Annotated in this window: 20 protein-coding genes; 8 read left to right on the top strand and 12 right to left on the bottom strand. The window is 60.7% G+C overall.

The window, feature by feature from the left end; genetic code table 11:
- The first annotated feature begins 14 nt into the window (after window positions 1–14).
- On the top strand, window positions 15–1,973 hold the full coding sequence (locus tag RXV86_RS07180) for a glycosyltransferase family 2 protein (RefSeq protein ID WP_316298724.1): 1,959 nt from the start codon (window positions 15–17) through the stop codon (window positions 1,971–1,973).
- Here the strand turns inward: RXV86_RS07180 and RXV86_RS07185 are convergent.
- The gene (locus RXV86_RS07185) at window positions 1,920–2,567 is read right to left on the bottom strand and encodes a GntR family transcriptional regulator (RefSeq protein ID WP_316298726.1); all 648 of its coding nucleotides are present in this window, start codon (window positions 2,565–2,567) and stop codon (window positions 1,920–1,922) included. The two genes, RXV86_RS07180 and RXV86_RS07185, sit on opposite strands and share 54 nt — an antisense overlap.
- Before the next feature lie 114 nt (window positions 2,568–2,681).
- Here RXV86_RS07185 and RXV86_RS07190 point away from each other — a divergent pair, with 114 nt between their 5' ends.
- The 3 genes from RXV86_RS07190 (at window position 2,682) to RXV86_RS07200 (ending at window position 4,948) form a co-directional block, all read left to right on the top strand.
- Window positions 2,682–3,329 carry a pyrimidine 5'-nucleotidase gene (locus RXV86_RS07190; RefSeq protein ID WP_316298728.1) on the top strand — a complete coding sequence of 216 codons (648 nt, stop codon included), beginning with the start codon at window positions 2,682–2,684 and terminating at the stop codon, window positions 3,327–3,329.
- A 117-nt stretch (window positions 3,330–3,446) separates the two neighbouring features.
- Window positions 3,447–3,662 carry a hypothetical protein gene (locus RXV86_RS07195; RefSeq protein ID WP_316298729.1) on the top strand — a complete coding sequence of 72 codons (216 nt, stop codon included), beginning with the start codon at window positions 3,447–3,449 and terminating at the stop codon, window positions 3,660–3,662.
- Between the two features lie 83 nt (window positions 3,663–3,745).
- On the top strand, window positions 3,746–4,948 hold the full coding sequence (locus RXV86_RS07200) for a UbiH/UbiF family hydroxylase (RefSeq protein WP_316298731.1): 1,203 nt from the start codon (window positions 3,746–3,748) through the stop codon (window positions 4,946–4,948).
- A gap of 24 nt (window positions 4,949–4,972) precedes the next feature.
- On the opposite strand, the gene RXV86_RS07205 is transcribed toward RXV86_RS07200, so the two are convergent.
- On the bottom strand, window positions 4,973–6,100 hold the full coding sequence (locus RXV86_RS07205) for an aminotransferase class V-fold PLP-dependent enzyme (RefSeq protein WP_316298733.1): 1,128 nt from the start codon (window positions 6,098–6,100) through the stop codon (window positions 4,973–4,975).
- A gap of 202 nt (window positions 6,101–6,302) precedes the next feature.
- On the opposite strand from RXV86_RS07205, the gene RXV86_RS07210 reads away from it, so the two are divergent.
- Window positions 6,303–7,391, top strand: coding sequence for a Hint domain-containing protein (locus RXV86_RS07210; RefSeq protein ID WP_316298735.1), 1,089 nt, complete (start codon window positions 6,303–6,305; stop codon window positions 7,389–7,391).
- A gap of 3 nt (window positions 7,392–7,394) precedes the next feature.
- Here RXV86_RS07210 and RXV86_RS07215 read toward each other — a convergent pair whose 3' ends face one another.
- The gene (locus RXV86_RS07215; protein WP_316298736.1) at window positions 7,395–7,853 is read right to left on the bottom strand and encodes an Lrp/AsnC family transcriptional regulator; all 459 of its coding nucleotides are present in this window, start codon (window positions 7,851–7,853) and stop codon (window positions 7,395–7,397) included.
- The gene (locus RXV86_RS07220) at window positions 7,850–8,305 is read right to left on the bottom strand and encodes an Lrp/AsnC family transcriptional regulator (protein WP_316298738.1); all 456 of its coding nucleotides are present in this window, start codon (window positions 8,303–8,305) and stop codon (window positions 7,850–7,852) included. Before RXV86_RS07220 ends, RXV86_RS07215 begins: the two co-directional genes overlap by 4 nt.
- 130 nt (window positions 8,306–8,435) lie before the next feature.
- Between RXV86_RS07220 and ilvC the strand changes: the two genes are divergently transcribed.
- Window positions 8,436–9,458, top strand: a complete 1,023-nt coding sequence (gene ilvC / locus RXV86_RS07225) for a ketol-acid reductoisomerase (RefSeq protein ID WP_316298740.1) — start codon at window positions 8,436–8,438, stop codon at window positions 9,456–9,458.
- 99 nt (window positions 9,459–9,557) lie between these two features.
- Window positions 9,558–10,475 (top strand): DMT family transporter, encoded by a 918-nt coding sequence (locus tag RXV86_RS07230; RefSeq protein ID WP_316298741.1) that lies wholly within the window; start codon window positions 9,558–9,560, stop codon window positions 10,473–10,475.
- Window positions 10,476–10,498: 23 nt separating this feature from the next.
- Here RXV86_RS07230 and RXV86_RS07235 read toward each other — a convergent pair whose 3' ends face one another.
- Complete coding sequence (locus tag RXV86_RS07235; protein ID WP_316298742.1) at window positions 10,499–11,002, bottom strand: hypothetical protein; 504 nt, start codon at window positions 11,000–11,002, stop codon at window positions 10,499–10,501.
- Window positions 11,003–11,196: 194 nt separating this feature from the next.
- On the opposite strand from RXV86_RS07235, the gene RXV86_RS07240 reads away from it, so the two are divergent.
- Window positions 11,197–11,460 carry a hypothetical protein gene (locus tag RXV86_RS07240; RefSeq protein ID WP_316298744.1) on the top strand — a complete coding sequence of 88 codons (264 nt, stop codon included), beginning with the start codon at window positions 11,197–11,199 and terminating at the stop codon, window positions 11,458–11,460.
- Window positions 11,461–11,729: 269 nt separating this feature from the next.
- On the opposite strand, the gene glmM is transcribed toward RXV86_RS07240, so the two are convergent.
- The 7 genes from glmM to rpsD form a co-directional block, all read right to left on the bottom strand.
- Complete coding sequence (gene glmM / locus RXV86_RS07245) at window positions 11,730–13,079, bottom strand: phosphoglucosamine mutase (RefSeq protein ID WP_316298746.1); 1,350 nt, start codon at window positions 13,077–13,079, stop codon at window positions 11,730–11,732.
- Window positions 13,076–14,119 (bottom strand): dihydropteroate synthase, encoded by a 1,044-nt coding sequence (gene folP, locus RXV86_RS07250; RefSeq protein ID WP_316298747.1) that lies wholly within the window; start codon window positions 14,117–14,119, stop codon window positions 13,076–13,078. The genes glmM and folP overlap by 4 nt, the downstream gene beginning before the upstream one ends.
- 38 nt (window positions 14,120–14,157) lie before the next feature.
- The gene (locus RXV86_RS07255) at window positions 14,158–15,090 is read right to left on the bottom strand and encodes a dihydroneopterin aldolase (protein ID WP_316298748.1); all 933 of its coding nucleotides are present in this window, start codon (window positions 15,088–15,090) and stop codon (window positions 14,158–14,160) included.
- A gap of 92 nt (window positions 15,091–15,182) precedes the next feature.
- The gene (locus RXV86_RS07260; protein WP_316298750.1) at window positions 15,183–15,977 is read right to left on the bottom strand and encodes an extensin family protein; all 795 of its coding nucleotides are present in this window, start codon (window positions 15,975–15,977) and stop codon (window positions 15,183–15,185) included.
- Window positions 15,974–16,891, bottom strand: coding sequence for a prephenate/arogenate dehydrogenase family protein (locus tag RXV86_RS07265; RefSeq protein WP_316298752.1), 918 nt, complete (start codon window positions 16,889–16,891; stop codon window positions 15,974–15,976). The genes RXV86_RS07260 and RXV86_RS07265 overlap by 4 nt, the downstream gene beginning before the upstream one ends.
- The gene (gene hisC / locus RXV86_RS07270; RefSeq protein ID WP_316298754.1) at window positions 16,891–17,973 is read right to left on the bottom strand and encodes a histidinol-phosphate transaminase; all 1,083 of its coding nucleotides are present in this window, start codon (window positions 17,971–17,973) and stop codon (window positions 16,891–16,893) included. The genes RXV86_RS07265 and hisC overlap by 1 nt, the downstream gene beginning before the upstream one ends.
- A gap of 95 nt (window positions 17,974–18,068) precedes the next feature.
- Window positions 18,069–18,689: a 30S ribosomal protein S4 gene (gene rpsD / locus RXV86_RS07275; RefSeq protein WP_316298756.1), complete on the bottom strand. Its 621-nt coding sequence runs from the start codon at window positions 18,687–18,689 to the stop codon at window positions 18,069–18,071.
- Between the last annotated feature and the right edge of the window lie 27 nt (window positions 18,690–18,716).

An 18,716-nucleotide genomic window follows, 5' to 3' on the forward strand; every position in this document is an offset into this window, starting at 1 on the left:
GGGTAAGGACTGACATGCGACAGGTTCGGCATCAGACCGGACATAGCCACCCCGGCGAGGATTTCAGCCGCTTCCTTCTGGATGCCGGGCTGGTGTCGGCGCGCGATCTGCTGACAGCACGCAACACCCAAGCGCATTCAAAAAGTTCGCTCGATCGCATTCTCGTTTCCGAAGGGCTGCTGTCGGCCCAATCCATGGTCACCGCCCTGTCACGTTTCCACGGCCTGCCCCGGGTCGACCTGACCACCGCCGCCCCCGACCCCGCCATTGCCAATGAAGTCCCCTTACAACTCTGTCTCAACCATTCGGTCATGCCCTGGCGGCATGTCGGCGGCACGCTACATATTGTGGCCTCGCGGGTTGAGGATTTCACTCATGTTCTCAGCCGTTTGGGCGATGATGCCCCACCTGCACAGCTGGTCTTTGCCCCGGCCTGCGAAATCCAGGCCGCCCTGGCCCGGATGCACCGCGACACCCTAACCGCCCATGCTTCGGCCCGGGTTTGCGAGAGCGAAAGCTGCCGCGGCTGGGGCGCCACCCAACGCAAGCGCTTGGCACTCACGGTACTCGGCCTCACACTTGTCCTTCTGCTCACCTGGGCCAATCCGGTCTTGGTGTTCTCCGGTCTCGCCGCCTGGGCCAGCTTCACGCTCTTTATCGCCGCGGCACTTCGGCTCGCGGCTTACGTGGCGCATATGTCCAATCCCGACACACCGCCGGGCAGCCCGTTTCGCAGCGGCAACGCGGTCGTTGAAGCCCAGGACACCCGGGCAGATGCCCCGGCAAAACTCCTCCGTGTCTCGGTGCTCGTCCCGCTGTTCAAAGAGACCGAGATAACTCGTCATCTCATAGCGCGGCTCAACCAGCTGACCTATCCCAAGTCGCTCCTCGACATCGTGCTGGTGCTCGAAGAGAACGACAATCTGACCCGCGACACCATCGCCCAGTGCACCTTGCCCCCGTGGATGCGGGTGATCGAGGTGCCCGAAGGCATCCCAAAGACCAAGCCGCGGGCGATGAACTATGCGCTCGATTTTTGCGACGGAGACATTATCGGTATCTGGGATGCCGAGGATGCACCGGAGCCCGACCAGATCAGCCGCGTGGTCGAGCGCTTCAACCAGTTGCCCGGAAATGTCGCCTGCCTTCAGGGGATTCTGGATTACTACAATAGCCGCCAAAACTGGCTGGCACGCTGTTTCACGGTGGAATACGCCGCCTGGTTCCGGCTGATCCTGCCCGGCATGGCGCGGATGGGTCTGGCCATTCCACTGGGTGGAACCACTTGTTTTTTTCGTCGCGAGTCGCTGGAAAAGCTCGGCGGATGGGACGCCCATAACGTGACCGAGGATGCCGATCTGGGCTTTCGCCTGGCGCGTCACGGCTATGAAACGCGGGTCATCGCCACCGCCACCGGAGAAGAGGCAAACTGCCACGTCTGGCCGTGGATTCGGCAACGTTCACGCTGGCTCAAGGGGTACATGGTGACCTACCTCGTGCACATGCGCCGCCCGCTCCTGTTCTACCGGCAGATGGGTGCGTGGAAATTCTGGGGTTTCCAGGCGCATTTCGTCACCGCCCTGTCGCAGTTCGTGCTGGCCCCGTTTCTGTGGTCCTTCTGGCTGGTGCTGCTGGGCCTGCCGCACCCGCTCGACCCGCTTCTACCGCGCGGAGTGCTGCTGAATGTGGGCTTGGCGTTCCTGATGGTCGAGGTGATCACCATTCTGATCAATGCCACCGCCGTGACCGGACCTCGGCACCGCCATCTCCTAGCCTGGGTGCCGACACTGCATTTTTATTATCCGCTGGGCGCAATTGCCGCCTACAAGGCGCTCTACGAATTGATCGCAGTGCCGTTCTACTGGGATAAGACCCAGCATGGTCATTCCCTGACCAATACGAAGCCCGAGTGCGACCCGCTAACCTTCCGCACCACCCGCATCAAGCTTGAGCCGGGTCACAAAAGCCTGTGAGATGTGATCCTTGAGCGCCGCCTGTGCCGCGTCGCCATCATCGGCCTCAAGCGCGGCAACGATCGCCTCGTGCTCGGCCAGCGCCACCTCGCCGCGGCCTTCCACCGCCAATGACGTGGTATCCATCAGCGCCATCGACTGGTGCACAAGGTTCAACTGCTGCACCAGGAACCGGTTATGCGAAGCCAGGTGCAACTGCCGGTGAAACCGCCGGTTGGTTCGCGCCAGTGCCACCGGATCGTCGACCCGTTTGCGGTCCTCTTCGACCATCTCACGCAGCACCTTCAGCTCTTCGTCGGTGGCGTGTTTTGCCGCCAATCGCGCCGCCAGCCCCTCCAGCTCGGCGCGCACCACGTAAAGCTCTGCCAACTGGTTATGATCCAGTGACGCCACCATCAAGCTGCGCCCGTCGCGGGTCAAAAGCTGCTGGGTCTCCAACCGTTGCAATGCCTCACGGATCGGTGTGCGGCTAACCCCGAACTTCTCGGCCAAATCGCTTTCCACAAGCCGATCGCCGGGGCGGAATTCCCCCAGATCGATGGCGTTGAGCAATAGCGAATAGGCATCCTTCTGGGCGGTTTTCGCCTCTTTCATCTTGCGTCCCTCGTGTTCCCGAGACCAAGTAGAGCCGCAAATCGTCTACGCATCAAGCTTTGCATTCCACCGCATGCCATTGCGCGACACTACGGCGCGGCTTATGAACGGTTCATGCCAAAGGAGCTCTTCTCTCACGTCGCCTATTGGGTGTTCGATCTCGACAACACGCTCTACCCGCCTCAGGCGCGGCTGTTTGACCAGATCGAAGTCAAGATGACCCAATACGTCATGGACTCGCTGGGGGTCGATCGCCCCCGCGCCAATCACCTGCGCAAGCATTACTGGCATACCTATGGAACCACGCTTGCGGGGCTGATGCAGGAACACGGCGTCGATCCGGCCCCATACCTGACCGATGTGCACGACATCTCGCTCGAACATCTCGAATCCGATCCACGCCTGCGCAGCGGAATCGAGGCCCTGCCCGGGCGCAAGATCGTCTATACCAACGGCTCGGCCCCCTATGCCGAACGGGTGATCGAGGCGCGCGGCCTGTCGGGTGTTTTCGACGCGATCTACGGCGTAGAGCATGCCGATTTTCACCCCAAGCCCGATCCACGCGCTTTTGCCCGTGTGTTCGAACGCGACGGGCTGGCCCCCGAACAGGGCGCAATGTTCGAAGACGACGCCCGAAATCTCGCCGTTCCACACGACCTCGGCATGCGCACCGTACATGTCGCCCCCGAACGCGACGAAGGTGAACATGTGCATCATCACACCATTAACCTCGCCGATTTCATCGCTCGCCTGACCGATTGATTTCAAAAGATTTTTTGAAAGGCGGCAAAGCGTCGCCCTGCGGCAATCCGCACATAGAATCCATATTTCCGAATGCTAAAAGGCAGCCCTCAACATCCAGCCACGAGAGGTTTCCCTATGGCCCTTGCCGACACCCAGATCACCGACCATGCCAACGCCCCCGCCGACAAGAGCGAAACCTCGACAGCGTTGAAGCTCATCATCACCGTTCTGGTCGCCCTTGTGGCTTGGGGCCTGTCGTTTTTTACCTGGGGCGTCCCAGGTCTCTACATCCCCGCCGTTGCCGCGGTTCCGGTGATGTACCTGCTGCTGGTCATCATGGCCCGGGGCTGACATAGGCTTGGACACGGGGGACAGGATGCCGCTTGGCATTCCCCCCTCCCCGACAGTAGGGTGCGCCCCAGGAGGCCACCCTCATGACGATTACCGAGATTGATATCCTTGTATCCGGCGGCGGCGTCGCCGGCCTCTCCGCGGCGGCAGTCTTTGGAACCGCGGGGTTTTCCGTACTCTGCGTCGATCCAACCCCACCCATTACCGAGCGTGACGCCAAAGGCTCGGATTTGCGCACAACCGCATTCCTGCAACCTGCTCAGCAACTCCTGGACTACGCCGGGCTGTGGCAACATCTCGACTCTCATGCTGCAGACCTGCAGATCATGCGCATCGTCGATGCCGGCGGCGAAACGCCAGAGCCTCGCCTGACCCGTGATTTCAATGCCTCGGACATCTCGGACCGGCCATTTGGCTGGAATCTGCCCAATTGGCTGTTACGTCGCGAAATGGTCGCCCGATTGGAGGAAATGCCAAATGTGGAGTTCCGCCCCGGCACCGGAACCAAAAATTTGTTCACCCGCGAGGCCGAGGCCCGTGTGACCCTAACCGACGGCACCCAGGTCCGCGCCCGGCTGGTGGTCGCCGCCGATGGCCGCAACTCACCCATGCGTGAGGCGGCCGGGATCAACGTGAAAACCACCCGCTACGGGCAGAAAGCGCTGGCCTTTGCCGTTACCCACCCGATTCCGCATGAAAATGTCTCGACCGAGATTCACCGCTCGGGCGGTCCGTTCACACTGGTGCCTCTGCCGGATCACAACGGCCTACCCTCCTCGGCCATTGTCTGGATGGAGCGGGGCGCGGAAGTCAAACGCCTGGCCGCACTTGACACGGCCGATTTCGAGGCGGCGATGAACGAACGCTCCTGCCAGCTCTTCGGCCCTCTGACTTTGGCCTCGCGCCGCACGGTCTGGCCGATCATTACTCAGGTGGCCGAACGTATGAACGGCGAGCGACTGGCGCTTGTGGCAGAAGCCGCCCATGTCGTGCCCCCGATCGGTGCGCAGGGGCTTAACATGTCATTGGGCGACATGCGGGTGCTGCTGGAACTGGCCCAAGCCAACCCTGAACGGCTGGGCGACCGTGACATGCTGGAATCCTATCATCGACGCCGTCACGCCGAGGTGCGCGCCCGCGCCACGGGCATCGATCTTCTCAATCGCGCCTCGATGATCGAAGCCCGCCCCCTACGCGACCTGCGCGCCATGGGGCTGGGCGCGATCTATTCACTGGCTCCGGTTCGCAAGACCATGATGCAAATGGGGTTGGGCGCACGCGGCTAAGGCCCTTTTACGGGCCTTAGCCTCTTACAAAACCTTATCAAGCACTGCTTCCAGACGGCCCAGCGTTGCGGGAACGTCGTAAAGCTTGTCCAGTCCGAACAACCCCAACCGGAACGTGCTGAACCCTTCCGGCTCGTCGCATTGCAGCGGAACACCGGCAGCGATCTGGACTCCTTCAGCGGCAAACTTCTTACCACTCTGGATGCCCGCGTCGTCAGTATAGCTCACCACTACACCCGGCGCACCGAACCCCTCAGCCGCGACCGAAGAAATCCCCCGCTCCGCCAGCATCGCCCGCACGCCATCGCCCAACGCCCATTGCGCGTCGCACAGCCTGTCGAACCCGTATTCCTTTGTTTCCAGCATGGTGTCGCGGAAGGCGCGCAGCGCATCCGTCGGCATAGTGGCGTGGTAAGCATGGCCGCCATCTTCATAGGCCTGCATGATCGAGCGCCATTTCTTCAAATCAATGGCAAAGCTGTCGGAATCGGTCTTCTCCAACCGATCCAGAGCGCGGTCCGACATCATCACCAGCCCCGCCGACGGCGACGCTGACCAGCCCTTCTGCGGTGCCGAGATCAGCACGTCGACCCCGGTGGCCTTCATGTCGACCCAGACTGCTCCCGACGCAATGCAGTCCAGCACCATCAGCGCGCCCACCTCATGGGCCGCCGCAGCCAGTGCCGTGACATATTCATCTGGCAGGATCAGCCCGGCCGAAGTCTCCACATGCGGAGCAAACACCACATCCGGCTTGGCCTCTCGAATGGCCGCCGTAACCTCTTCGATCGGCGCCGGTGCAAACGGCGCGCGCGCGTTATTGCCAGTCTGGCGCGCCTTGAACACCGTGGTTTCGCGGGTGAAATCGCCCGCTTCGAAAATCTGGCTCCAACGGAACGAGAACCAGCCGTTGCGCACAATCATCGCATGGGCGTCATGGCCGAACTGCCTCGCCACGGCCTCCATCCCATAGGTACCGCCACCGGGTACCAAGGCCACGCCATCGGCGTTGTAGACCTCTTTCAACATTCCCGAGATATCGCGCATCACCTGTTGAAAGGCGGCCGACATGTGGTTCAACGACCGGTCGGTGAACACCACCGAAAACTCCAACATGCCATCGGGGTCAACTGTATCAAGCAAAGCGGTCATCATGTCTCTCCTCATTCGCGCGTTTGTTCAGTTCTGCCCTGTCCCATGGCCCAATTACAATCGAAATGACTGGGTAGAATTGCCACAGCCCGACCGCGGCGCAACCAAAGCGCGATAAAGTTATTTCAAACTTGCAAAAAATCAGTCAGTTTGTTGGCGAGGCAATCAATCAGACCGGACAATCCGGCGAAAACGAGCAGTCATGGCCGATACAACTCTGTTGTTGAACGGTTTCAGTATTATTGGTGACCCCCAGACCAACTCCAACGCCTCAGGCGGCGGAGAACTCATGATCCACGATGGCGAAGCCGTCTTCGAGGAGGACGATATCGTTGTGATCCACGTCACGAACGTCGATCCCGATGGAACACTGAACGACAATTCGGTCGTCACCAGCATCGTCATCTATGACAACGCCTCGGACTACTACAATGATATCCCACTCTATACTTACACAGGCACCGCCGACATCGACGCCGGCCGCAACAACATGGGCGACCGTTATCTCGAATTCGACGCATCCGGTCTGACCTCGACAGACAGCGGCGCGCCGGTGCTGGATGAACTGGCAATGGTCGCAGGTGTGAATATCCTGGACGCTCTCGCCAGCCAGAACGGGCCGTTCGAAGTTCCGACCAACGAAGACATCGACCTGGATGGTGACGGGATCATCTCGCCAGAGGAACAGGCCGATGGCTCTTTCTCCAGCGAACTCAACATCCTTGCTTTAATCTGTTTCTGTGCCGGCACTCTGATCGAAACCCCGACCGGACCGCAGGCGATCGAGACGTTGAAAGAGGGGGACCTGGTCAACACACTGGATGCTGGGGCGCAACCCATCCGTTGGATCGGCGGCAACTCGACCGAGGCCACCGGCCCGAACGCACCGGTCTGGATCCGCGCCGGTGCCCTGGGCAACGTTCGCGACCTCTGGGTGTCACAGAACCATCGCATGCTGCTGACCGGTGCCCAGGCCGAGTTGCTGTTCGGTCAGTCGCAGGTTCTTGTCGCGGCAAAACATCTGGTCAATGACAAGACGATCCACATCGTACCGGGGGGCGAGGTGGAGTACTGGCATTTCCTGCTCGACGATCACCAGATCGTCTTTGCCGAAGCCTGCCCGTCCGAAAGTCTTTTTCCCGGCCAACAGGCCCTCAAGAGCGTGCCCGATCAAGAGCGCGATGAGATCGTCACCCTGTTCCCGGAACTGGCCGAAAACGACGCGCCCGGCCCGCTGGCCCGCTACGCGCTGAAAGCCTACGAGGCGCGGCTTTTCGCGGTGTCCGCCTGACATTCATTCAATCGGTCCCGGCAACCGCTCCTCGCTCAACAGCACATTGGCCTCGACGTCGCCGGCCCCGGGCAGGGTCATGACTCGGCGGCGCAGCACCCGCTCGAAATCGGGAATGTCGCGCGCCACCACCTTGAGACGGTAATCATAGAGCCCCAGCACATGCTCGACCGTTTGCACCTCGGGGATGGCGGTGACGGCGCGCTCGAAATCATCGAGGGAAACTCGCCCCTTTGTAGCCAGCTTGACACCCAGAAACACCGTCACGCCAAAGCCCAGCTTCTCGGGGTTCAGGTCCAGCCGCCGCCCTTTCAACACTCCCAATTTTTCCAACCGTCTGATCCGCCGCCAGGCCGCTGGCTGGCTGAGCCCGCACAACCGTCCCAAAGCCCCTGCCGATTGGGTCGCATCCTCGGCCAAGGCGCGCAAAAAAAGGTGGTCGATGTCATCCAGTTCGATCATAGCGGCAACCCCTGCTGCGCCTTGACCTGCGCCACGTGCACCAACGCCTCGATATCGGCGATATGCGGCAGGGCGAGGATGCGGTCGCGATAGATCTTCTGGTAATGCGCCATGTCACGAGCGATGATCGCCAGCCGCACATCGACCTTGCCCAGGAAGGTCTGAATCTCAGTCACCTGCGGAATCTCGCGCGCCGCCGCTAGAAACAGGTCGAACGCATCGCGTTGTGTCTTGTCCAGCGTGACGCGCAACGATACCTCGACTTCGTAGCCCAGCATCCGCCAGTCGATTACCCCGCGCAGCCCCTTGACCACCCCGGCCTCGCGCAGCTTGTCGATCCGGCGCGACGCGCGCGAGGGGGTGATTCCCGCAGCCTCCGCCAACTCGGGCAGGTTCAGCTCGGGGCTGGCTTGCCATAGGCGTAAAAGACGTCGGTCGAGATCATCAAGCATGATTTTCCCAGAATTTTTAAAATTCACGCATGAATATCTCGAATTCAGGAAAAAAAGAAATGCTTTCCTTCTCGCATATCGGAAAATCATCGCTATGGTCGCGCTCAGATTTCTAACTGGAGGGACCGATATGCGCGTCTACTATGATCGCGATTGCGACATCAACCTGATCAAAGACATGAAAGTGGCCATCCTGGGCTACGGCAGCCAGGGCCACGCCCACGCCCTGAACCTGCGCGACAGCGGCGCCAAGAACGTCGTCGTTGCCCTGCGCGAAGGCTCGGCCTCGGCCGCAAAAGCCGAAGGCGAAGGCCTCAAGGTCATGGGCATCGCCGAAGCGGCGGCCTGGTGCGACCTGATCATGTTCACCATGCCCGATGAACTGCAGGCTGAAACCTACAAGAAATACGTCCACGACAACCTGCGTGAAGGCGCGGCGATTGCCTTCGCCCACGGCCTGAACGTGCACTTCGGCCTAATCGAGCCGAAAGCAGGCGTCGACGTGATCATGATGGCCCCCAAGGGCCCGGGCCACACCGTACGCGGCGAATACACCAAGGGCGGCGGCGTGCCCTGCCTGGTTGCCGTTGACAACGACGCTACCGGCAAGGCGCTGGAAATCGGCCTCAGCTACTGCTCGGCCATCGGTGGCGGCCGCTCGGGCATCATCGAGACCAACTTCCGCGAAGAATGCGAAACCGACCTCTTCGGCGAACAGGCCGTTCTCTGCGGTGGCCTGGTCGAGCTGATCCGCATGGGCTTTGAAACCCTGGTCGAGGCCGGCTACGCGCCGGAAATGGCCTATTTCGAATGCCTGCACGAAGTGAAGCTGATCGTCGACCTGATTTACGAAGGCGGCATCGCCAACATGAACTACTCGATCTCGAACACCGCCGAATATGGCGAGTATGTCTCGGGTCCGCGCATCCTGCCTTACGAGAAGACCAAGAAGGCGATGAAAGAGGTTCTGACCGATATCCAGACCGGCAAGTTCGTGCGCGACTTCATGCTGGAAAACGCTGTTGGCCAACCGTCGTTCAAGGCCACCCGCCGCATCAACGACGAGCACCAGATCGAAGCTACCGGCGAGAAACTGCGCGGCATGATGCCGTGGATTTCCGCCGGCAAGATGGTCGACAAGTCGAAAAACTAAGAGTGGTGGGGTAACACCCACCCTACGGTTTCGACCGAAGCGATTGAGATTGACCCCGGCCCTGCGCCGGGGTCAATTCGTTTCGGAAGGCAGGACAGCATGAACGATACACCCGAAATCACGGCCAGAAGCTGGCTGATGATCTTAACCCTCGGGTTGGTCTGGGGTGGCACGTTCATGTTCCAGAGCCTGGCCCTTCGTACCACCCCACCCTTCTGGGTCGCCACTGCGCGGATCGGCTTTGCCATGGTGCTGACCTTCTTGGTCTGGCGCTGGCGTGGCGGGCGGTTGTTCACCACCGCCAACACCGATTACCCCCGCCTGATCGCGGTCTCGGTTCTGTCCTCCGCCATTCCCTTCATGTTCCTCAGCTGGGGCCAGCAATATGTCACCTCGGCCTTTGCCGGCGTGTCGATGGCAACCGTGGCGCTTTTTGTCCTGCCGCTGGCGCATGTCCTGGTGCCGGGTGAACGCATGACCCTACGACGCAGCCTTGGTTTTGTCATGGGGTTTGCCGGTGTCCTTATTCTGCTCGGCCCCGAGGTGTTCCAAAGTTCCGGCGACGACAGGGAAGTCTGGGGGCGACTGGCCTGTTTCTCAGCGGCGTTCTGTTACGCGATCAGCTCGATCATGATCCGCCGCTTGCCGCCAATCGACCCGTTCGGATTAACCTTTGCCACGCTGGGGTTTGGCCTGCTTTTGGTGCTGCCTGTCGCCACGCTCGCTCACGGGGCACCACCCAATCCCGGCAGCCAAGGTCTGATGATCCTTGCCCTCCTTGGGCTGGTCCCCACGGCAGGTGCCAACCTGCTCAGAATCCTGACAATCCGCAGCGCCGGACCGGTATTCATGAGTCTGACAAACTACCTCGTCCCGCTCTTTGCCGTGCTTCTCGGTGCCACTTTCCTGTCAGAACCTTTACCTAACAGTCTGATTACCGCCATGGCGTTGATCCTGTGTGGCGTGGGGCTCAGCCAATTTGGGGCCCTCCGGCGCCTGTTTGCGGGGCGGACCTGACCCGCCCCGCACAATTCGTCAGGTCAGTAGCGGCCAATCGACAGGTTGCGGACCTTGTCCAACACCTTGCCATTGGCGTCGACCGCCTTCAAATCCACGGTGTAGCGGTTGCCTTTCCCGCCGGAACAAGGCGGCAGATACCCGTTCGATTTGTACTTACCGGTGCTGCGCGCCGGTTTGATCAGGCGGGCGCCCCCCGGCAGTTTCGACTTCATGCCAGGCACCGCAAACAACTTGGTCTTGGTGCCTTTCACCGGCCATGCGACAATCCCATGCCCACCGCGCGAAGACAGCGGCGAATAGCTCTTGTCATTGAACTCGGCGATGATCCACTTGGCTCCCTTGGGAATACCGGTGACCATCATGGGCGGTGTCGCCCCTTTGCCGCCGAACAGGCTGCACTGTTGTCCCGCAGGAACTTTCTTGCCGTCCCAAGGTGGCAGAACACCCGCCGCCATGTCGGCCAATGCCACCGTTGGCGCTAGCAAAACCGCAAGCCCTAAACCTAATCTCAATATCGTTTTCATAACCCCCTCCAACGCCTTCTCCACGCGGTTCCTCATTTTCAATAATAGCATTTTAAACCTGCGCCAGGCAGATGACCCAGAGCCGCAACCACGCAGACGTGATGGCACCAAGGTGTCAACTGAGTATCAAACCCGTCAGTTTTTCGAAAACCCTGACGTGATGTGCATTTTCAGCATTGGAAGAGAGATTTGACATGACTGAGTTTGAAAGAAGAGATGTTGTTAAACTGTTGACCGCCGTGATGATTACCGGCGCACTTGCCAAACCAGACAAATCCAAGGCAGATGGTGGCGGCCTTGACTTAAGCGTCTTACTAATTGTTCTGACGATCCTTATCGTGGTCGCGATCCTGGCCCTTCCCACCGTTGCCTTCAGTGCCAACATGAAGACGGCAAAAGCCGTCAAGGACGGCAGTGGCAACATGCCCACGCCAAAGCAACGCCTGCGCAACGGTTGAACAGCACGGAACCAAGCTTTTTGCTAGGATGAGCAAGAAATGTTCGCAAACTCTTGCAAAAAACGGTCCGCAAAGATCACTGTTTCGATTCCCGGCGAGGGTGTCAGCATTCAGGCCACCGCCCGCCGCCAGAACGCGGCGGCAAGTCAGAAAACCCTTGCGCGCGGCCAAAACCCAGGGAAAAAACGTCGGAACGATCCGGCTGGACAAATGCGGCGTCATCTTCGACATCAAAAGCGCCCGGCTGGGCTAAGCGCAAATGACGCGTTTCAGCTCGAAACCACCGCGCTCACTGCATCAACGATGCTATCCACGGTACGTTCCAGAAGCGCGGGATCTTCGCACTCGGCCATCACCCTGATCAGCGGTTCAGTGCCGGATTTGCGTATCAACAGCCGCCCCTTGCCATTCAATTGCACCTCGGCATCTGAAATCGCAGTCTTCACGCTGGCCTCTTCTAGCGGTGCCTGCACGTCCGCATAACGGACGTTCTTGAGCAACTGCGGCACCTTCTCGAAAGAATGCACCAGTTCTGACGCCTTGTGATCCGTCCGTACCATCTCGGCCAGGAATTGCAGCCCCGCCATGAGCCCGTCCCCGGTGGTGGCGTAATCCGTCATCACGATATGGCCCGATTGCTCACCACCCAGGTTGAACCCACCCCGGCGCATCCTTTCAACCACGTACCGGTCGCCCACCCCGGTGCGTTCCAGCCGCAAACCCTTGCTCTCCATGAACCGTTCAAGTCCAAGGTTCGACATCACCGTGGCCACAAGCGCACCTCCCGCCAGCCGACCCTCGTCGGCCCAGCGCGCCGCCAGAAGCGCCATGATCTGGTCGCCGTCGGCAACGTGGCCGGTCTCGTCGATCAGGATCACCCGGTCGGCGTCACCGTCCAGACAGATGCCTACGTCTGCGCCATGGGCCAACACAGTGTCCGCCGCGACCTGCGGCTTGGTTGAGCCACATTCCTCGTTGATATTATGGCCATCCGGGGCCACACCCACCGGGATCACTTCGGCACCCAGTTCCCACAGCACCTCTGGCGCGGCGCGATAGCCCGCGCCATTGGCGCAATCGATCACAACCTTGATCCCGTCCAGACGCATCCCCTGCGGAAAAGTCGATTTCACCCGCTCGACATAGCGGAACCGGCCATCGTCGATCCGCTTGGCCCGACCGATGCTGCCCGCCTTGACCGGTTCGACCCCGCTCTCGATCAGCTTCTCAATCTCAAGCTCGACTTCGTCCGAAAGCTTGAACCCGTCAGGGCCAAAAAACTTTATGCCGTTATCATGCGCGTGGTTGTGCGAAGCCGAGATCATCACTCCCAGATCGGCCCGCATCGACGGCGTCAGCAATCCTACGGCAGGTGTCGGCACCGGCCCCAAGAGCAGCACGTTCATCCCTGTGCTGGTCAGCCCGGCAGTCAGCGCGTTTTCGAACATGTAGCCCGACAGGCGCGTGTCCTTGCCGATCACCACCCGGTGCGCCACTGACTTGTCCTGCCGGAAGTACCGCCCGACCGCTGCGCCAATACGCAGCGCCATTTCCGCGGTCATGGGATAGGTGTTTGCGGTGCCTCGCACCCCGTCAGTTCCGAAAAGCTTGCGTGTCATGGCTGCCCCTCAAATGTCCCCTTGGTGACTGCGCTCCAAAGCGCCAGCCCCTGACTGGTTTCCCTTACATCATGAACCCGCAGGATTTGCACCCCCTGCGCCACCGCCGTAAGGGCCACGGCAAGCGAGCCCGGCATGCGATCCTTGATGCCCGGCTCCACGCCATCCTGGGTGACGCCGATCGTGCGAATGAACCCTTTGCGCGACGCCCCAAGCAGAATGGGACATCCGAGCCCGTGAAACAGACTTATTCCGTTCAAAAGCCGCAAGCTATGTTCGATCCGTTTGCCGAAACCGATACCCGGGTCGACGATGATCTTCTTTCGCGGAATGCCCAAATCGCCCAGCATGATGACCTGCGCCGCCAGAAAATCGTAAACGTCCAGCAGCGCATCATCATAGCGCGGGTTTTCCTGCATGGTTTCCGGGTCGCCCTGCGCATGCATGACACAAACCGGCAGGTCCTGTTCGGCACAATACGGTGCGAGATCCCTGTCAAAGGTGAAGCCGGAAACATCGTTGACAATGTCCGCCCCAGCCCGTTTCGCCTCCTGCGCCACCAGTTTTTTCCGGGTGTCGATCGAGATCGGAAGATCCAGTCCGGCCCGGATCGCAGCAATCACCGGCACGGTGCGGGCAATCTCGGCCTCGGTGGGAACCTCCAGCGCGCCGGGCCGCGTGCTTTCGCCCCCCACATCGATCAGGTCCGCCCCGTCTCCAACCATGTGCTTTGCGTGGGCCAGCGCCTGTGCGGGCGCGCTGTGATCCCCACCATCCGAGAAACTGTCCGGCGTGACGTTGAGAACACCCATGATCAGTGGGCGGCTGAAATCAAGCCCGGCAATCGATGCCCGCGGAACAGTCAACCGGTCAAGCTGCTCTTGTGGGATATCCCGCGCCGGGATGATCCGACTGCCGCCATCGCGGGTGATTTCTTCGGCCTGCGTGAACCAGCACGCACCGCCAGCAAGCGACAAAGCCGCGTCAGGTCGGATCACGCCAGTCTGAACCAGAGGCCGAAAATACTTCAAACTACTCATGTCCGTTCAATGGGTGATTGCTGCCTGCTTGGCAAGCGTCACAATTGTACCCGGTCCGCTGCCACCGCACGGCAGGGCAGATCACACTCGGGTTTCGGCAAAGGCCCGCCGATCGAGAGGAACCCGGAGGCCTCCATTTCCCGGGCAAACCAGATTGCCAGGGCCACCGCGTCAGCCTCTTGAACCGATGGTCCGTCCACCGCATCCAGCACGATCTTCGACGGGGCCCAGACACTGATCCGACCATGTTTCATCGCCCAGTCTAGCTCGGTCCTTGTTTCAACCACGACACAGCGGTCGTCCTGCGCCGCCAAAACCCAGGCATTCTGCTCCATCGCCAGCAGATCAACTCTCCGCTGGGTCATGGAATGGCCGGTCTGCGGTGCCGGTAGATTCGCCGGACCGACACAGAGAAGCACCGGCGCCGCATCCACCTCCAACTGGTCCAGCCAGCCACCCAAATGGGGCGCGGCTATCGCTTCGTTCGACAGGAACACCACCTGCGGGTGCGGCCCGTCGCCTGGCTCGGGCGGCGCGGCAAACACCACTGGATCATCCTTGCCACGAACGATCTCAACCCCAAGCGCGCCGGGCCCGCGATCCAGTTTCTCGATCCGCACGAAAACCCGTTCGGCTTGCGGCTCCAAAAGGATGCGCTCGGCAATGCGTTCGGCCAGTGTTTCCAACAGGTTCAGTCGTTCGGCGGCCAGTTCCGTGGCAATCGCCTCGGTCACCTTGTCATAGCTGAGGATACGATCGACATCGTCGTCGATTCGCGTGTCCAAGGGGCGCACCTCGACCACAATGTTGAAACAAACCCGCTGGGTCGTGCCGCGTTCCTGCTGGAACGCACCTATCTCGACCTCGACGATATGGTCACGCAGGCTAATCCGATCCAGAGGATGCGTGCCACCCGTGGCACGCGAACGGGCGTCGGGATGCTCGAAAGCTAGGGCGATTTCATTGCTCATGACCGTGTTCCTTGAGGGTCCGGGCGTCGATCATAAAGGATTGTGATGCAACTGAACAGTTGGCTGCGGCGCAGAGCACGCCAAATGCGGCATCACTTGCAATAAGAACCCGAGCGATACCGCGCCGTGTCGAAGTGGAAATGATCGCGGTGGTACCTGTCGGCATTCGGTCCAAGAACGGTACCAAATGGACCACAGGCTACTTTGTGCATTTTCTTCAGAGCCTTACCGCGCCAGCCCTGGCCCCAGTGTTTTAGCACCGAAAGCTCGGATCCGTCAGCAAGGTAGACGGCCGAAATGTCAATTGCGCGCCCCTTGCCATGCTCGGAAATGCGCGCACCTTTCTTGTTGTTGCGGGTCCGGCAGGAATAGTGCGCCGCCACCTTGATCTTCGCCGCGCCGCCACCACGGCGGCCCACCGCTGGTTTCAAACCACCGTCGACCCAGCGTTTAAGCGCCTTGGCGGTACCACAATCCATCACCGATCGCTGGCTCAACGCCACACCCGAAACCGAACGCAGCTTGATCGCATCGGCCACACCGCAACCCGAAATCTTGCCTGGAACATGGCCCACCGGTTCTCCCTGCAAAGCGGTGTCACCACAGACCGCGCCACGCGCCAACTCGCGTTTCTTCTTCGATGCAAAAAGCCCGACTTTCTTGCTGCGCTTCTTCGGTCGCAGCGCCCGGAACAACCCCTTGCGCTGCTTCTTCTTCGCACTCTTCTCAGTGGAAACCTCTTGCGTGGTGTCAGGCTGGACTGCAACCACCGGCTCACTCCCGGCCCGCACCACCGGACGCAACGACTGGTCTGGCGCATTGGCCTGCCCTGCCCCGGCCCAAAGCCCAAGACAGATGGCAAGCGATATGCCCCCGCCGCTTCTCACCGTTTCGGCCCCCGGCCAAAGTCGGGCGCATCGGTGTCCTGACCAGCCTCGATGATGCCGCGGCGGATATCGCGGGTGTGGGTGAAATAGTCGAACAGATGGTCGCCATCGCCGGTGCGAATGGCCCGTTGCAGCGCGAACAATTCTTCGGTGAACCGGCCCAGAATCTCCAGCGTCGCCGTCTTGTTGTTCAGAAACACGTCGCGCCACATGGTCGGGTCGGACGCGGCAATCCGGGTGAAATCCCGAAATCCCGCAGCCGAGAACTTGATCACTTCCTGCTCGCTCACCCGGCGGAAATCGTCGGCCACGCCCACCATCGTATAGGCGATCATGTGGGGGATATGGCTGACCACAGCGCAAACGAGGTCATGATGCTCCACATCCATCCGCTCGCAATTGGCGCCCAGTGCGTGCCAGAAATCCTCCAGACGATCCACCGCCGCCGGGTCGGTCCCCTCCTCCGGAACCACCAGGCACCAGCGATTGTCGAACAGTTCGGCAAAACCGGCCTCAGGGCCGGAATGCTCGGTCCCTGCCATCGGGTGGGTCGGCACGAAATGCACGCCTTCGGGCAGGTGCGGCGCCATGGCGTCAATCACCGCCTGCTTGACCGATCCCACATCCGATACCGTCGCCCCGGGCTTCAAGACCGGCCCGATTTCCTCGGCCACGGCGCCCATTGCGCCAACCGGCACGCAGAGCACCACAAGATCGGCTCCTTCGGCCGCTTCGGCGGCATTGTCGCAGATCCGGTCCACCAACCCCAACCGGGCAGCGGTTTCGCGGGTTTTCTCTGTTCTGGCATAGCCGGTGATTTCACCGGTCACTCCGGCGCGTTTCATCGCCAGCCCCATCGAGCCGGCAATCAGCCCCAGCCCGATCAGGGCAACACGGTCATAGATCACAGCCATCATGCCCCCTCGCGCCAGCGGTTCAGTGCGGCGATCACCCGGCCTGTCATCGCCTCGTCGCCAATGGTGATGCGCAATCCTTCGGGGAAACCATAGCCCCCCACCCGGCGCACGATGATGCCATCATCCTGCAAGGCCGCATCCGCCGCAAGCGCCTCGGCTTCGCTGGCGAACCGGGCCAGCACGAAATTGCCGAAACTGTCGTCACAGGCGATTCCCAGCTGACGCAGCGCCCCGGTCAGACGCGCCCGCTGATCGGCATTGAGACGCGCACATTCGTGCACCCAATCCTGATCCCGCACCGCCGCCTCACCCGCCGCCAGTTGCACCACCGACAGGTTGAAGGGTTGGCGAATACGGTTCAGCACGTCGATCAACTCCTTGGCGCCGTAGCCCCAGCCAATGCGCAAACCGCCCAGCCCATAGATCTTTGAAAAGGTCCTCGTCATCAACACGTTGGGTCGAGTGTCTGCAAGCGTCACACCGCCATCATGGCCATCAGCGAACTCTGTATAGGCCCCGTCGAGCACCACGATCACATGCTCAGGCACCGCTGCGACCAACCGTTCCAACGCTCCATCCGGCAGTATCGTTCCGGTGGGGTTGCCCGGATTGGTTATGAAAATCACCCGCGTCCGGTCGGTTATCGCGGCCAGAACCAAATCCACATCCACCACCCTGTTTCGTTCCGGCACCTTGATTGGTGTTGCACCAGCCATATGCGCCAGGATCGGGTACATCGAGAACCCGTGCTCGGTATGGATTATCTCGTCACCCGGCCCGGCATAGGCCTGGCAGACGAATTGCAACACCTCGTCGGATCCTACCCCACAAATGATCCGCTCCGGGTCCAATCCATGCACTTCGCCAATTGCAGCACGCAACTCGGCATGATCGGTTGACGGATAGCGATGCGCCCCGCTTGCCGCAGCCACAAGCGCATCGAGCGCCACGGGCGACGGGCCCAGCGGGTTTTCGTTCGAGCTGAGCTTGAGCACATCGTCGCGACCCGCGATGGATGATTTCCCCCCGACATAGAGATCGATCTCCATGATGCCGGGCTGAGGCGTGATCTGTGGCATTTTCTTCTCCCTGACAGGGTTTTACCGCAAGGGTACGAAAAGAAAAGGCCGCGGCGGGGTCCCGTCGCGGCCTTTCGGATTGGATACGGCGAAGATCAGTTCTTCGCGTAGAATTCCACGACGAGGTTCGGTTCCATCATCACCGGATACGGCACATCGCCCAAGCTCGGGGTGCGCACGAAGGTGGCGGTCATTTTCGAGTGATCCGCATCGATGTAATCGGGAACGTCACGCTCGGGCAGTTGCACGGCTTCCAGCAGAACGGCCAGTTGCTTGGAACGGTCACGCACTTCGATCACGTCACCCTCTTTCACGCGGTAGGAGGGGATGTTGACCTTCTTGCCGTTCACACGGACGTGGCCGTGGTTGACGAACTGACGCGCGGCAAACACGGTTGCAACGAACTTGGCGCGATAGACAACCGCGTCCAGGCGGCGTTCCAGCAGACCGATCAGGTTTTCACCGGTGTCGCCTTTGACACGCTCGGCTTCACCATAGATGCGGCGGAATTGCTTCTCGGTCAGATCGCCGTAGTAGCCTTTCAGCTTCTGCTTGGCGCGCAGCTGCAGACCGAAGTCGCTGAGTTTGCCCTTGCGACGCTGACCATGCTGGCCGGGGCCATATTCACGACGGTTGACCGGGGATTTCGGACGACCCCAGATGTTTTCGCCCATCCGGCGGTCGATTTTGTACTTGGCAGCAGTTCTTTTTGTCATCTGCTGATCTCCTTCGTTCAGGTTTTC

Source organism: Aliisedimentitalea sp. MJ-SS2 (genome assembly GCF_032586155.1).
Lineage (GTDB): Bacteria > Pseudomonadota > Alphaproteobacteria > Rhodobacterales > Rhodobacteraceae > JAWHTC01.

Bases quoted from the DNA above. Each gene is read 5' to 3' on its own strand.
- RXV86_RS07180 (WP_316298724.1), top strand. From the start codon at position 15: ATGCGACAGGTTCGGCATCAGACCGGACATAGCCACCCCGGCGAGGAT.
- RXV86_RS07185 (WP_316298726.1), bottom strand. From the start codon at position 2,567: ATGAAAGAGGCGAAAACCGCCCAGAAGGATGCCTATTCGCTATTGCTC.
- RXV86_RS07190 (WP_316298728.1), top strand. From the start codon at position 2,682: ATGCCAAAGGAGCTCTTCTCTCACGTCGCCTATTGGGTGTTCGATCTC.
- RXV86_RS07195 (WP_316298729.1), top strand. From the start codon at position 3,447: ATGGCCCTTGCCGACACCCAGATCACCGACCATGCCAACGCCCCCGCC.
- RXV86_RS07200 (WP_316298731.1), top strand. From the start codon at position 3,746: ATGACGATTACCGAGATTGATATCCTTGTATCCGGCGGCGGCGTCGCC.
- RXV86_RS07205 (WP_316298733.1), bottom strand. From the start codon at position 6,100: ATGACCGCTTTGCTTGATACAGTTGACCCCGATGGCATGTTGGAGTTT.
- RXV86_RS07210 (WP_316298735.1), top strand. From the start codon at position 6,303: ATGGCCGATACAACTCTGTTGTTGAACGGTTTCAGTATTATTGGTGAC.
- RXV86_RS07215 (WP_316298736.1), bottom strand. From the start codon at position 7,853: ATGATCGAACTGGATGACATCGACCACCTTTTTTTGCGCGCCTTGGCC.
- RXV86_RS07220 (WP_316298738.1), bottom strand. From the start codon at position 8,305: ATGCTTGATGATCTCGACCGACGTCTTTTACGCCTATGGCAAGCCAGC.
- ilvC (WP_316298740.1), top strand. From the start codon at position 8,436: ATGCGCGTCTACTATGATCGCGATTGCGACATCAACCTGATCAAAGAC.
- RXV86_RS07230 (WP_316298741.1), top strand. From the start codon at position 9,558: ATGAACGATACACCCGAAATCACGGCCAGAAGCTGGCTGATGATCTTA.
- RXV86_RS07235 (WP_316298742.1), bottom strand. From the start codon at position 11,002: ATGAAAACGATATTGAGATTAGGTTTAGGGCTTGCGGTTTTGCTAGCG.
- RXV86_RS07240 (WP_316298744.1), top strand. From the start codon at position 11,197: ATGACTGAGTTTGAAAGAAGAGATGTTGTTAAACTGTTGACCGCCGTG.
- glmM (WP_316298746.1), bottom strand. From the start codon at position 13,079: ATGACACGCAAGCTTTTCGGAACTGACGGGGTGCGAGGCACCGCAAAC.
- folP (WP_316298747.1), bottom strand. From the start codon at position 14,119: ATGAGTAGTTTGAAGTATTTTCGGCCTCTGGTTCAGACTGGCGTGATC.
- RXV86_RS07255 (WP_316298748.1), bottom strand. From the start codon at position 15,090: ATGAGCAATGAAATCGCCCTAGCTTTCGAGCATCCCGACGCCCGTTCG.
- RXV86_RS07265 (WP_316298752.1), bottom strand. From the start codon at position 16,891: ATGGCTGTGATCTATGACCGTGTTGCCCTGATCGGGCTGGGGCTGATT.
- hisC (WP_316298754.1), bottom strand. From the start codon at position 17,973: ATGCCACAGATCACGCCTCAGCCCGGCATCATGGAGATCGATCTCTAT.
- rpsD (WP_316298756.1), bottom strand. From the start codon at position 18,689: ATGACAAAAAGAACTGCTGCCAAGTACAAAATCGACCGCCGGATGGGC.